Source organism: Sphingobacterium sp. NGMCC 1.201703, from assembly GCF_047784615.1.
GTDB lineage: Bacteria > Bacteroidota > Bacteroidia > Sphingobacteriales > Sphingobacteriaceae > Sphingobacterium.
In genome coordinates, this window is record NZ_JBLOHD010000004.1 from 356,729 (window position 1) to 372,528 (window position 15,800).

The following is a 15,800-nucleotide window of genomic DNA, read 5'->3' on the forward strand; positions in this document are numbered from 1 at the left end:
ATTGTTCTTAAAATTTATTTACACTGTTAATTCACTTTCTTGTATACTATACTCACCCAAGGTGTTGGCGGCAGTGAGCTTAAATCGGTAGTACAATGGACTGCCATCTCCATCCTGTTTTGGATAATCACTGGTCCTAAGATGATAACTCATCTCCTGATTGGATTCGGGTGCTTCAAATCCAGCGACTTTGATCCAATTTCCCTGATTGTTCAGTCGGAAAAGGTAATAACCGTAATCAGTACCTATGGGCTGCCAGGTCAATTTGGATGCTGTCTGATCATAGTTCAATACAGGTGATGCCACCTTCCTCACATCAGGAATCGTTACCGCAATAATTTCGGATGGAACTGTCAACACCTCTTCCAATCCCCCCTGTTCATTGACAATTGTACGCACGCCAACAGCACGGTAATAGTAGGTCGTTCCGGAAAAAGCCGCTCCGTCTACAGCTGAAAATGTATCGACAACACTGTAAACCTGCTGGCTTGTCCCCTCCACGAGCTCTTCAATCTCCGCCTGATAGCCCGAAAGTCGTCCCGCTTGTTCGGATGTTGCAAAGCGATAGAGACGGATCTTCGCGATTTTATCAACCTCCGAAAAACCACCAATGGTAAGACTAATGCCCCGCAACCTGGACTCCATGGTTTCATTGCGCAGTAACTCATACCCTTTGATCTTGGGCGCCTCTGTTGCTACTGTCTGCATCACCACAACAGGACCCGCAAAAGGACTTAGGTTGCCTGGTTGCAGTTTAGCATTGATCTCTACCGCAGCATAGAAATAGAGTTTCTGTGAATTGCTATTCAGGTTGTAATCCGTAAAACGTAGGAACCAGGTATCCGGCAACTGCGGATCGGTAAATTTGCGTACCATGGGAAACGGATTGAACGTCGCATCATTGGGATCCAATAGCTGTCCATCTATATTTCGGATAACAGGAACTGTATGCTCTGTACGCTGCCCCTCCTTAACGTAATTAAAAATCACAGGTTGTTCGGTTATCGGCATCAGCACAGACTGGATTGCTCCGATATATTTAAGCTTTTTGACTGCCAGCGGATCTGAACTTAAATTCAAGCCCGATTTATCAGGGACAGGGAAACCATAGGGCTGTGGTGTTGCCTCAAACACATTGTAGGCTGCCGCATCTGCAGACGGAAAAATCTGGTTGGCCAGCTCATGGAACCGCTGATAATAATAGGGATCGGCGGTCAGCGCGGAAAGCGAGGTCCGAATCGCCTGTACCGTCTCCGGTTTATACAAGGCCTCCAGCAGTTCGTCCTCATCTGTACGATAGAAAACATGGCCAAAAGGATTGCGCGCCTTTCCACTTGTGTCGGGGGCAATTTTTAGATCAAATGTAAAGGCTCCCATACCAGTCGAATCCGGACGAACTTTCTGCGCCCCCATCGGTTGTGCGAAAGCACGACTGAATCTTGCCCGCCCTTGTGCTGCGGCACCACCCTCACCCAATGCAACCGGAGGTTCAAGATCCTGCGGCTCATCATGCCGCAAAGCCAATAGCACTGCTGGGGTAGCAATTCCTGATGTAAAACCTTCATGTACCGTATCCTGACTGTACAAGGTCAGGAGCGTCTTGCGGTCATTGGCTCCTTCAGCGGGTTCAATAGTGGCTTTATGAAACTCTCCCGGCATTGGCTCATTAAAGAAGTAAGCCCGATATCCCGGGTGAAAGTTGACCTTCACAGTATCCCCAGGAACAGCTGGCACCGCGATCGGTCTATCTGCAAAACCGGGATCGACCACATACAGCAATAAAGGATCCTGCGATTCAATCCGCACAACCTGCAGTTCTTTGTATTTTTGGTCCGTATCCCCGGCCAACGGCATACGGATAATCCCCCGGTACCATTCCACGTGGGCCGGATTGACCTGATCTGGAGAATTACCTGTAGGCTGACCGGCCTGATAAGGGATATTCACCTGCGGGTGGGCCTGTAAGGTATAATGTGGTATGCTGACCTCGTAATAACCGAGCAGCTGCTCGTCAGTCCCCACCTGTGGCCCAAATAATGGTCTGACCTGAGCTTCCTCGGTAATGCCTCCTACCCAGACCTGACTGCGATTGCCTTCAATGTCCACTGTAGTTTCAATTACCGGCTGCTGGGGGTTTGCAAAATCGACCAATGATACCGTGGCTTGTACCGGTGTCCAGTTGCTGTGCTGCCCCAAATTTTCGACCGTGGTAAACTTATCGCCACTTTTTGGCAACTGCCATTGTACTGCTGTACCGTAAGCCGGAATCTCCTCCTCATCGGAAACAATGCTCTCTGACCTTCTTTTATAAAGTATAATATCTACCCCTTGCTGTCCACTCAAGAGGGAATGTATCCTGAAATTGCCATCAGCAGTTGTAAGAATACTATCCCGAAAGCGATCAAAGTCTGCTGCAGGAAGCTGGGGCACAACTTGGCTACCATCAATCAGGATATGTGGTGCCGTGGTCATGCGCGACAATGTGGGCTCCCCTTCGACTTCTTCTACTGACTTGATCTGGCCAATTAGCTGTAGCGGCATGCGATCCAAAAAAAGCGGCTGTGCTTTATCTGCTTTGATGATACTGCCCAGTTCATCCGTCGTAGTTGAGGAGAGATCCGAAACATCGACCATATCCAACCAATCAAAGGTGACACGCGTGATCCCGATGTCGCCTCCAGGGAAAGCCTGCTTACGACCCCGTAACCAATCTTGCTCGGTTTGTGTCGTGAAAATAAGGGGGTCTTCTTCCTGTAGGTACTGTACTGCAACATTGCTCGGTGGCTGCAGCTTATTGATCGCAGGAAAAACAGTCTCATCTGACGATACTTCTGTACTGACTTCTGACACCCGGCCAAACCAGTCTATCCCATAAATAGCGTAGACATGCTTTCCATTCGCTGTGATAAAGTGGGTATATAGACTTTCGGCATTGTCCAAAACGGGAACAGTCTCCAATACGCCCTCCGAATGGCTGTCATCATAGTCATAATAATCTTTACCCCCCAATTCAAGCGAATAGGTAATCTCTGGTTTGACATAGTGCTCGTCAGTCCATTTACGGTATTCGATACCGTAATAAACGGGCTTTGGCTGCAAAGCTGGATTGTGATTGACCCGGGCATGGAGGTCTGCAAAGAAGTTATGCCCTTGCTCCTCCGCATAATATTTTTCACGGCCGATATTGATTACCCGCATACGCTCGGTTTTATGGTAACCTTGGGTATCCAGCATATCGTTGAGTGTCCCCATGCTATTGGGGAAGGTATAGGTCAATGGGCGCATCAGCGGCTTTTCGGGTTTACGGTCGTCAAGCCGGGATGCAGGAATACTGGTATACCGATACTCCTGTATGACACCTGTCTCAGCCACTTTGTTGCTGTAGCGTGCCTGATAGATGTATTTTTTACCTAAATCTGTCTCCAGATCCTGATCAATATGCCCCAAACCCAACATCCTTGCGAAATGATAATCCATAGCGATCAGATTGATGACATCGAGGTAGCTCACCCGCACTGTCTCCACTTCTTCGGTTACGGATTCATCACGTTGCAGTTCTTCCATGGCACGCGGATCTGTCTCCGACAGCGTTAGAAATTTGCTTACAAGATTGCGCAGGGCGGGATCGTCGGCATCGCCATATTGCCATTTATCGACATAATTGGCCGCACGGAGCCGGGTTCCTTCGTTAAAATGTGGCCAGAGATTGTCGATAGGCTTTTGGGGGCTTTCCAGCCGGGCAAGTACTTCCACATCATCCAATGACAATGCAAAGCCCTCGCCCACCTCAGTCCAGTCCTCCGGTTGACGATCTGCCAACAGTCCTTCGTAAGTGTCCACCTGTAGTCCCTTTAGGATAATCTGCTGCGCCTTTCTGATCCGTACATATTTGAGGTTTTCTGCCATAAACAGCACCGTACGGCTTCGCTCAGCATCAATGATTTCGGTCGCATAGCTGCTTAGGTCTCCAGTTGCTGCCATATTCCCAGTGGTAAGCCCCGAAATGCCTTCCAATTTAATGGGCTGCGCAGCATCACTGCTATTGGAAACCGCTAATCCAAGCTGGAAATAAGATTTACCATAGACATCAACGCGCAAGACTCCTTGATACTGATCGATAAATCCCTGCGGATCCCCAACAGGGTCGTAAGGTCCCAAAAGCTGATCATAATTTTCCTCATCTTCAAAAACAATACGTAGGTGACTTGTCCTTAATTGATTACCTATTGTTTCGTTGATGGTATAGATCCAGGTCCTTTCTGCTGCGAGCACCACAGGACGATGGATAAGAAAATCCACAAACAGTGTGTTGTCCGCCGAATAGGGGGTACGATAGATATGGACAAAGTCATCGGCCTGATTGTATCCCTGTAGGGGAACGTTCCTGTGGTCAAAATAATTGCCCTTGGGCAGATGCTGATGTCCAAGATCGCCCGTAAAGCTCCAACGTAGGTGTACCCCTGGGACGATCCCTTGGGTTCCATCTGCACCTGACGTTTGGAGCATCAGCCCGACAGCATTGTTAAAGGGACTACTTTCCCCGTCAATACAGACAGCTATTCCCATTGCCTTTATACTCGCCTGAATCTGCCAAAAAGCGGTCAGAAAAGCAACAAGATCGGCATCCACCAAAGGCAGTTGGGTCTCTTCGTCAAGTTTAAACCCACGGTTTTTTATTTCTTGAAAAATAAGCAGGATCGTACGGAAAAGCACATGGTATGAAGTACTGTCAAAATCCACATAACCTACGTAAAAGTCGTCAAAGAGAAAATCCTCCTGGTCAAAATCGCCGTGAAAATAATCGTCTGGCAATGGTGAGGACTCGGGAGCCACTCCAGAAAGCTCGGCATAAAGATAGATTGCCCGGGTGTACAATTTTTTCAGTACTTCACTTTCCAACCGGCGCAGTTGCTGCAACAATGCACCATTGTTGTCAAATTTACCAGCTCCTTCGAGCTGGTAAATGGCATCCAGGCAGTCAGCGATAGCGCTATAATCTGCATGGTAAGCATGGTAATTTATTACTTTGGTCATTTTTATTTTATCTAAAGATTGATTCTTGAATTATAACTTGATGTAGTCCCATTATCGATCTGATCGGTCAAGCTCAGCGGCAGGATAACTTCCGCTGAAGCCACATAATCCTGTCCATCAAATTCCTTGAAAACAAAGCGCAAATGGATGTCCGCCGGGACGATCGACAGATCCGTATTGCTGAGCAAGGCAGCGGAAAGGTTGCCGGAATGAAGGGCTTTGATAGCGTCATTGGCTTCAAACTGGCCATCCTCCCGTAGCTGACCCCATTGCAAGGTATCCAACAGCTGCTCTTTAGGCAGATTGGGGTGATTGAACGGTTCTGGATTACGCACCAGCACCGCAATAATCTTTTGCATCTTGGTAGCCGGATCCTGCTGTACGATTGGCTGAACAACAGTATGTTGATACTGCTGTAACTGTCTGATCTGCAAACCTCCGTAGACCACCCGCTCAAAACTGTCGGTATACCGGAGAATATGGGCATCATCGCCCTGATAATTTCCATTCCAAAGATCTTTGAGCAGACCATTCACCTCCGTGTCGGCCATTTCAAGCACAATTGGATCGACAGACCACCCTTTGCTAACCTGATCGTGAAAATTTGCATAACGCGAGGTCATGACGCCAAAGCGGTGTACCTCAGCCTGCTGGGCAGGACGGCCGTCGGGCTTGTAAACAGATTCAAACAATGCTGTATACAATCGATTGGGCAGTAAATGTGGAAATTGATATTCTCCTCGCTTACGCTTGCGAACAATAGCGATGTCACTCGCATTGCAAGCATCCTGAAATGCGGCACGGTTAAGAAGGTAAATCCGCTGTTGGTCAGGGGGCAAATTGCGGAAGTTGCTATCATCAATGGATTGCTCCGGCAGCTCTTCCCAGACCAGTTGCTGCTGATAAATCTGTCCATACGGATCTACCAGCTTGACATCCAAACGGCTCTGAACAGCGGGTCGTCCCTGATAATTGTCCCAATCACTATACATCGCATTGAGATAGGCTTTGTTAAAGAGCAATCGAACTTTGGCCTCTTCATAAAAGAGGGGTTTGCTCCGGTCTTGTCTTCCCATCGCATCCGGGAATGAGCGCTCGTAGTCGATGTAATGTCTCAGATTAGCCAGCTTGAACGATGCTGTTTGATCCTGACTTGCCAATGTTTCATATACCGCACTCTCTTTGTGGAAATGTCCGATCGGGCCAGCTGTCTTAAAACCATAAATAAAAGCCTGTTCTGCAGCACCTGCGACATCGTCATTCACAACATCCTTGGTTTTTACAACGATAGCATACATTGTATCTGGTCGCCATACAGGTTGAATGGTCTGATTCAAATTGGCGCTAATGGCCCTGTTTTCTTCAATGAACCCTTCACGTGTCATCTCACTTTCCTCAACACGGCGATGTACTGCTTCGGTCATGTAAATCAATTCGGCAATATCAGTTGCAAAATTACGCGGCGGATCGAGCTGTAACTCCGCGGGAATGGGAGCTGTTGCCTTGAGTTCTTTATCCACATAGATCTTGACCTGATTTTGAGCTCTCGATACGGTGACGACCACCTGTGCATACTGTGTCACCGGAATAATGCCACTACTGCAATCCATTGTCATCTCAGCGCTTGCAACAATACTGCCGGCCTGCTGGTCATGATAACTTGTAAAAACAACATCGTAAACTGGCAAGGCCTGATCACCCCGATAATCATGATCGGACACAATCCGTTCCTGACGTACCAAATGAATGGCATAACCTTTTTTATCGCCACTTTCAGGATGTGTAAATACTTTGGATACCAACGTACTGACGCCTGTTTCCAGGGCACTGAACATCGCTGTTACTGCGATCGAAAAATCACCTTCCTCTACGTTCAAATCTGGAGAAGCCATCACTTGCAGACTATCTGCATTAGCGAGATAGGTAAAGTTGCGCGAAAGCTTCATCAATGAATCAGAAGCAGGCTTCAGCCATAGGGTATCCATGAGGATCGGTGCATTGCTGAGAACAGCATGATGACCACCAATATGATCCAAACGTTCGTAACCGTTCCAATTACCCACTGCACCGGGCAATATCTCCAGATCGGATGTAAGTAGTTCCGCTGGTTCAAGCGCCCGATTCAAAAGGACAACATCTGCAATGGTTTTCTTGGTTTCGTATTGATGCACTGTGGTTATACCTGCTGATAATGGCAATCTTTCGTAACCACCGATCTTTAGGTTACCTTCAAACCCAAGTACACGTTTAGCATGGAGCTTAATAATAACCTCATGAATCGGTTGTCCCAGATTTTCGTAAACAAGTTCTTGCACATCATCAGTCCGCTCCAGTGTTATCGTTTGAACCACAATTGGCTCAACAATTGTCTCACCGAATGTTGTCGGCATAGGCTGATGGCTTACAAATTGAACCTCTCCTGTATTCTCACTTTTTGCAACCCGTAACTGAAAGTAAGTCAGCGGTTCTGGTAGCCGAATGATCAGGCTTCCCCCATTTTCGCGCAAACGGAAATTGTTGTTCACCGTGCTGATATCAGAAGCAATAACAGCGGAAATACCCTGGAGCGAAAATTTAAATCCCTCACGTTCGAAAGTGCGACCTGAACTGTAAATAAGCCCGGATGGCAAATATTTCCAATCAACCTGGTATTTCTTTACCGCATCTTCAAAGCAGAACAGGTCTTTGCGTTTGAAATTCAGTGCGTCCATATCCCGAGCTACTGATACCTCCTCTTTAGCCATTGAAAACATATGCTGGGAGAGTAGACGGATCTTCTTATACTTATTAGGTTCCTCAAATTGCCAATAACCATCTTTTAGTGTCCCCAGGTCAACGACACCATTGTTGGCTTCGACAATTGCGGTAACAGCATCGTAGACCCGATAAGGCTTCCAGCTATTGTCGGCCCAGCAGAAAATATCAAAGCCTGTCAGCAACAGTTCATGTTTCACCTGGTCACTCAGTCCACGTTCGGGCGGTACCATCTGCAGGTAACCCTCGGGGAGCTGATTCATTGCCCCTCCAAGACGCGCCGCCGCATATGGCTTTACGGGACTCAACAAATCGATATCAATAAAACTATCCAATGGAATGGTCACCTTCTTGGCCTCCTGCTCGGAAGTAAAATTGTAGCGCCAACCTGAAGCTCCCGGTGCCGGAATTTCGGCAATCACACCGCTTGTAATCCGGTCGACAAAGTTGATCGGAAAGCTCTCCTCGGATAACATATTAATCGCCGCAGCTGGCATATAGTTTTCCGTTTCACTTGGCAACCTAAGGATCTCAATAGGCTCTTCTAAGGGTTGTCTATTATTATTGAATGTCCACTCAACAGCGAGTTTAAACTTGATATCTGGGATCGGCCAAGGCAGATTGAGCTTGACACCCAAGGCGCCATAAATTCGGAATGGATTGGGCGCATCTATACCCAGCACAATATCCACAGATAGTCCGAACTTAAACTTCCAGACCTTCAGGTATGCATAGCCGCCAAACCTAGCCTGCGCCCCTAATTGGATCGGGCGGAAACTGACTGAGCCTGCCAGGTCAATATAAGCACCCAAGCCTACGGCCACTGGGCCAAACTTTTTCTGAAAATCAAATCTGGCACCCGCGCCCACCTTAAAGCCTTTGGCTGAGAGCATCATATAGGAATGTCCCTCAAACAGCGTGAGCACCTTTGCCCGCACACGTTCAGACTCGGGTTGGTCCTTACCGAGGTTGATGTACCAACCTGAGGCATTGTTGAAGAAAAACGCCATATCCATCTTACCCTGTACACTGAGGATTTTTCCATCCAGTGGTCCACCTTCAGGTAATCTATAGTTTACACCCAAGCTGGCCATGACAGATTTGCTATCAATGGAAATCATGGCGCTAAATGGTGGATCAACATCCTGATTAAGTCCAAGACGCTTGCGCAGTATACCTGCCTGTCCCTGCAATAAAAATACATCGGGCAGTCCCAGCATCAGAAATAACTTGGAAGAGAACGTATAACCACCATCGAAGGTCGTCGCTATACTCGCCCCAGCCCCAACCGAGAAGCCCGGTTCGTTAGCAAACTTATCGATTTCAATGCCCTCGCGGCCTGTAATCTTACTTTTAGCTTTGTAATAATCCCACCAGGTTGCTTCCTCCGACAGCGCCGGCGTAACAGCCTTTTTCGATGGCATATAATGCTGCCCGATCAAACCGCGGAAGCCATAGATCCCCAAACCGGTTGGCCCCAGCGGAATTGGAGAAGGAAGATCCAATCCAATATCAACAATAAATGCAGGGACTTTGGGATTAAGACGCATAGCGGCGGAACCACTCAGCCGCAACTTCGGTAAAGCAAAGCTCACAGCCCCGGTATATTCTGTCCCCGCATTGGATGCCTCAATATTCGGATCGGGATTGTTCATGCTCAGATACCCGTTCAGGATAAATGCAGCATTCTCCTTGCTCACATTGCCCGGAATAGTCAGATCAATACCGATACCGTCAACGCTTGTAAAGCTGTCAAATGGCTTATCTGTATCATTGTGATCGACAGTAAAATAATATTTAATCCCATCTCCAGTGGCCTTCACTCCAGCACGGCCGGTATTGATCATCCCATCAAACCCAAAATACCGATACCTGCGTTCAATACCGCGATGCTGCCTTGCGTAGGACCCCAAGCTGATCTCTTTGATCTCCATGTTTACAGGGCCTACTTTGAGGGAAATAGCCTGAGGAACCATAAAGCTTCCGCCTTCAAATTCAAGATCACCATCTTGCCAAATACGGAATCGCTGGACCTCAATATTTCTGGGCAACACTTTGCCCAATCCGGGAACATCGGCCAAAAAATCCAAAGTGCCGGCTAGTTCCACATAGAAACCGCGATCCTCCCGGCCTAACTTCAAGCTGCGGATCTTAATTTCAAGCACATTGGGCATCGTAATTTTTATTGGCTCTTCCGCTGTTCTCGCCAGCACCCTAAAGTTGCCGTCATCTTCAATCTGAGCGTCAACAGCAATGACAAATGCATCCGAACCTTGTCGAAATTTATCTATGGTCAAGGTACCCGAGATAGCTGATTGCCGTATTTTGCCTCTATTGAAATCTACGGCAAAACGATCCAATGCAAGGGAGAAGCTACCAAACTTGCGCCTGAGAACACCATCTGATTCAAGTGCGATACGACCGGAAAGACCTCCCGAACCGATAAAGAGTTCATCCCCTACAATGGCCAGGGATCCAGCATCGCCCTCTCCAAGCCCCATATATTTGATACCCGCCCGTCTGATGTATAAACCGTTAAAATCAGGGCCATAGCCAGCCAAATCCGCCTCGGGAATATTTCGCTGTTTGCTGAGATCCAATTTAGCACGGTCAAATTCAACAATAAATCCAGTATTGCCGATCATACATGGACCGGGCTCCAACGAACCTACCAATTCGATATCCGAACCAATACCAGCTTCGGTATCGGCATAGAAAGTTGCTTCGGCAAATTTAAAAAGCGCCCGTCGATCCGGTAGCTCCACACCGCGAGCATCTACAGGTTTAAGAATGTTATTCGGGAATTCAATTCCTGCAGCAAGCTTTACCGTTGCCCTTACCTTGGGTATCATCAAACCGCGGATATACTCCTCTATACCCACTGGTATAATATCCTGATAAAACCTATCCAGGTTTTCCTTGGCACGGCTTGGATCAGCACTGATGTAAGTATCAAACAGAACAGCTGATACAGATTGATCGATATGACTATTGCTATTAATCAGTTCGGCGAGGCTTGCCGCTGTAGGTTCCTCATCTGCAGGTAAGACCAAATTAGCTTCAGGGAAAGCGATATTAATTACGTTCACGAGCTGAACAAATTTGTTCTGAATACCAGTGTCCGACACGATAAAATTGTTGATGATATGCGCGATTGCCTCGTCTTCATTGATCTTAAAAATCTGGAGTCCCAGATCGAAAAATGCCTGTGGCGTAAAGGCAAACTGCTGCGTACTGAAAGACCTGAGATAAGCGAGCATCTCCCATTGATACTGCAGCGACACAGGAAAAGAGGAGATGCTACTGTTGCCATCTTCATCTGGATTCAGGACAAGCCGCATACCGAATGGCAAGCCAAGCCCAATATTATTGGCGATGACATCCAGGCTATAATAAGCTGAATCGCCCCGCGGTGATCTCGAATACTGCAGATTTTTATAATGGATGCGATCCAGCAAACCACCCAGCCCCTCCTCTGCAAATTGCAAGAACTCAGGCAAGTCATCTACAGTAATTACTTCCGCTAGCGACGGATAGTAACGTTTGTTTATGCTATTTGTTGACATATAATATTTGCTATTCGTTTAAAATTAATTAGAGACCCCATCATAGAGTTCGATGGTTGACCGTTTAGTAGCTTTATTGAAGCGAAGCTTACCAAGACGATAATATGCGTCGAGCTGATTGCTATTTGTTCTTTTTGTGGAGAAGGTATACTCATCATTGTAAAGCATTACCCCGGTTTGATTCACAAATTGCGATCCCTGTAGCTGCATAGTACCCCCCTTATAGGTCGTCACCTGTACTTTAAAAAGCTCCGATTGCCCCGATTTGCCCCGCCAAATAGCGTATAGTCCTATATCGCCGAGATTTTTGACATCATCCACACTAAAATCTGACCTTGCAAAATCAATGTAGGAGAAATCTCCTTTTATGTCATTTGCGGCAAAATCTTGTGTAAATTTTTTCAAATTGATCAGTACAGATTCTTCACCAGAATCCTTTGTATTATCATTTGGCCAATACAGATAGGCATCTTGCAGATTCCGCCCGAAAGGAACAGAGGCACCCAATTGACCATAGCCAACATATTGGTTATTGACGTCGGAATCGGTATTTTCAAACCCCACCGCAACATCCAGCCCCAAGGTGGTACCATGCTGCCAGCTATAGCGAACGACCATGTAATCAAAGTCTTCAATGAAAATCACAGGTTTATCAATATTTGTAATAGCAACCTGCTTCGGTCCAAGCACTTCACCGTCAGCAGTGTGAGCTGTAACCTCGACCATTTTTACCGGGGCCAAACTTGGGCTATAATCGACGTGGAGGATATTGCCTTCAAAATATCCACCGTCGCTAACGGTGAAGGTACAGGAAGCCGAAATATCAAACTTAGTCCCATCGGTAAAAGTCCTAAACACGTTGAATGGTGACGAACTCCCTTCCTTTAAAGATGTGGGCCAGTCAATCTGTGAAGCCAATATGGATTTACAATTAGCAAAAGCCATTGTCTTAAGCCCAGACCATCCATCCGCAGTCAATATTCGCACGGCGACAATATGATCACCACAGTACCCTTGTCCAGTGAATTCCAAGCTATTGATACTATCAACCAGTATACCATCGAGAAACCATTCACAGGCAAGTACGTCAGAAGCCATTAATTCAGGACTGGCAAATTGAATTTCAAATTGAAAAGCTGTGCCCGGGAAAAGAGTTTCACCACCAATGCCAAACCTGCTGGTCTGTATACATGTATTTTGTGACATAACGTTATTCTTTAGTTTATAAATTTTAATCCATCAATTGCTGAACGGCGTTATCTTTAATCTTTGCTTTCTGCTTGTAATCTCTCGTAAAGCTTCTTCGTCTCCCAGCGGGATCATCTGGATTCACCTTGTTTACTACAGGTTTTATTTTTGCTGCAAATCCAATTCCTGCAACTTTATGGTTTATATTATTTTCGTTTATTCTTTTCATTTTTCATCTTCTTTTTATTGTAATACGACATCTATCTTTTCACGGTGTTCGAACCCGTTGTTCTCTTAATTAGCCTTTGCCAAGCAGCCTCCAAAAACCTTAAAAAAAGGGCTTAAAACTGCTGTGGCACATATATTTCAAAAGGGAACAAGACAAAATTACATTTGGAAAGCATGGGTTTTGGTGAGAAAAAAGCCCTTTTCTCTCGGTATCTATGATCTACCGAAAAGTCTCAAGAAACTTATGTAGGAAGGGAAACGTAAGGCTAATAAATAAAAAGAGTCCAGTATAAAAATACTGGACTCTTTGAGTCAATTTGTTTATTTTACGGCAGGAATCTTTTGATAATTAGTACCAAGAAAAAACCTCAATGGGAATAATAAGGCTTCCTGACTTCATATAACCATCATTGGCGAACAATATTATCCTATCCATTTTTTATGTTGCCTGCCTTTGAGTTCCTGAAGTTCGAGCAGTAATTCATTATAGAGTTGCATTAAATCATGATACTTAGTCTTCAATTTGGCCAAGGTTTTCTCACAAGCTAGTCGTTCGTTATTGGCAAGTTGGAGCGCATCGTTCAAATCTTCTATGACAATACCGAATTGTTCTATAGTTTTCTCCAGTCTTTCAGCATAGGCTGCCCACTTATCGATCACCTTTCCAGCATTTTCAACATTGGTCGCCTCAACTTCCGCCTTCTGTTTAGGTCTCCCAACAAAATAACCACCAATCCCCGTGACAACGGGAATAACTAATTTTTCTAAAATATCTAATCGTTCCATGTTGATCCATTTTTTTAAACAACTATTTTGAAAACACCTATTTTTGATCGTCTATTTTTATGCGGGCCGTTCTATGAAAGCATTAACCACTGAGTTTTCTTATATCGTATTCTCTACATCTGATACAGCAACAAGCAGAAGGCTTTTCAAAATTTATAAACATTCACTTTTACTTCATAACCTGCTTAATTAGGCTGATGAGAAAGTTCCTGGAACAAATTTATCTGATAAAGCGATAAAGGAATTGCATTAAAATATTTAAATAGGCGGTAAGAAAGGAATACCGAAAATCGCAATAATTTGTTTACCGTTGATAACATCATAGAGATTTAGGCCCAACTAAATACAGGGAAAACAATGCGATTTACTAAGCCCTAAGATGTTTCTTTCTGGCACATAATTCTCCCCCAGCACAGATTTCTAATACCCTTTTTCCAAAGAAACTTCGTTAAGTAATGGCCGGCCCGCAGCCATTCTGCTATAATTGTCCACCACCTGCATCACTGAAGAACCAATGTTTGTCCTACTGGCAACATGGGGTGTTATAAAAATAGCGCTGCAATTCCAGAATAGGTGATCTACGGGCAACGGCTCCTGATGGAATACATCGAGGTAGGCATGAGCAATTTGTTTTCTAGCGATCGCTGCCAACAGATGCTCTTCGACGAGATGTTCACCTCGCCCCACATTGAGCAAAACAGTTCCCTTCGCGCACAGATTGAAAAGCTCATGGTTTAGAATTCCTCTCGTCGAATCTGTCAATGGTAAAACATTCACTATAAAGTCCGTGTTTTCAACTGCTGAACCAAGTCCTCCAATTCCCGTAAAAGCGTTTACGCCTTGAAGACTTTTGGGCGAACTGGACCAGCCGTTTACCTTGAATCCCAACTGCACCAATCGCTCGGCCACATAACCGCCAATTTCACCTAATCCCAAAATCGTGACACTGGTCTGGGCAATGGATTTATAGACGAGCGGCTCCCAATGTTTTTTCGCTTTGTCGGTTGCATAAGCTGAAAAATTCTTCATTGAATGCATCAGACAGGTCAAAACATGCTCAAACATATCGCTTTTAAGCATGGGATCCACGATCCTGCAGGTACGGATATGTGCTGGTATGGATTTGGGAAATAAATGATCTATCCCTGCACCTGCAGACTGGATAACTTTTAAATTGGGGAAATGGGCATAATAATCTTCCTCAGGTTTCCAACAAAGTGCAAACTCTATCTCATCATAATTTTCAATCTGCGGGTAGACCTCGACCTTAATTTCCGGCAAATGTTTATTGATTTCGGCTTTCCACTCCTCCGCCCGACCACTATTCAGTATCAATGCTATACTCATGCTTTTCTCCTTTATACGAAAATAACAATTATCCCCAAACGATGGTTGTGCATATTGTATTTTCCACTTCAATAAGATGTCCTTCGAACACAAATTAAAAAGCATTTCCTGCGAACACAAAGACCGAAAATCAGTAGCCTTCATAAATGGTTACCTCATTCTATACTGCAAGATACATTGCAACCCTAAAAAATTAGGAGTCTTGGACTGAATGTAATAGCGGAATTACAAAACAATATTAGCTGTAAACGATAAGCTTGTTCAAAATTAGTTCTCCGGAGAATAGGTATGCAGCATACTTCCACAGGAAAATAGTCTGCTGCTTATCAAATTGAGTTTGATCCTTTCTGAAATATTGGGAAACAAAGGTTTGCCGGAACCAAGAACAATAGGATAAAGCATCAAGGCATATTCATCGATTAATTTTAATTCGGAGAATTGAGAAACAATAGTCCCACTGCCATAGATAAGAAGATCCTTACCCGGGGAATGCTTCCACCGTTCCACCTCAGATCTGTCAATCGCGTTGACAATACGGCTATTGTTCCAGTCGGCCTTTACAAGTGATGTTGAAAAAACAATCTTTGTCGCATTATTCATGAAATCAATAATTCCGGGTCGGTCAGATATGGTCAGGGTTGGATCAGGCCAGTATTGGGACATTACCTCATAAGTCTCCCTACCAAAAATAGCAGTATCAGCCCTATCCTGCCGCTCTTCGTAATAATCTTCAATCTCGCTATCCCAGGGAAACCAATCTGTTTCCCCCTGATTACCTGCAATAAAACCATCCAGTGAAACCCAGTTTAAGACAATGATCTTTCTCATAACATACTCCCTATAATGTACAACCTTTGGATAAGAGTGAGCACGCCTATCCCCCAGTAATTCGATGAA

The 15,800-nt window shown here is 45.4% G+C and carries 7 protein-coding genes; all 7 read right to left on the reverse strand.

Translation table 11 applies throughout. From position 1 onward, the window contains the following. Positions 1-18 precede the first annotated feature (18 nt). Complete coding sequence (locus ACK8HY_RS09900; RefSeq protein ID WP_077438625.1) at positions 19-5,034, reverse strand: hypothetical protein; 5,016 nt, start codon at positions 5,032-5,034, stop codon at positions 19-21. Between the two features lie 11 nt (positions 5,035-5,045). Continuing rightward, entirely contained in the window at positions 5,046-11,354 is a 6,309-nt protein-coding gene (locus ACK8HY_RS09905) for a hypothetical protein (protein ID WP_416133530.1), read from the reverse strand. Positions 11,355-11,378: 24 nt separating this feature from the next. Beyond that, the gene (locus ACK8HY_RS09910; protein WP_077438623.1) at positions 11,379-12,560 is read right to left on the reverse strand and encodes a hypothetical protein; all 1,182 of its coding nucleotides are present in this window, start codon (positions 12,558-12,560) and stop codon (positions 11,379-11,381) included. Between the two features lie 25 nt (positions 12,561-12,585). Then, a complete protein-coding gene (locus ACK8HY_RS09915) occupies positions 12,586-12,771 on the reverse strand; it encodes a hypothetical protein (protein ID WP_077438622.1) in 186 nt (61 codons plus the stop codon). A gap of 422 nt (positions 12,772-13,193) precedes the next feature. Further along, complete coding sequence (locus ACK8HY_RS09920) at positions 13,194-13,556, reverse strand: hypothetical protein (RefSeq protein WP_077438621.1); 363 nt, start codon at positions 13,554-13,556, stop codon at positions 13,194-13,196. A gap of 420 nt (positions 13,557-13,976) precedes the next feature. Then, on the reverse strand, positions 13,977-14,903 hold the full coding sequence (locus ACK8HY_RS09925; protein ID WP_416133531.1) for a 2-hydroxyacid dehydrogenase: 927 nt from the start codon (positions 14,901-14,903) through the stop codon (positions 13,977-13,979). Positions 14,904-15,170: 267 nt separating this feature from the next. After that, the gene (locus ACK8HY_RS09930; RefSeq protein ID WP_416133532.1) at positions 15,171-15,731 is read right to left on the reverse strand and encodes a dihydrofolate reductase family protein; all 561 of its coding nucleotides are present in this window, start codon (positions 15,729-15,731) and stop codon (positions 15,171-15,173) included. Positions 15,732-15,800 lie beyond the last annotated feature (69 nt).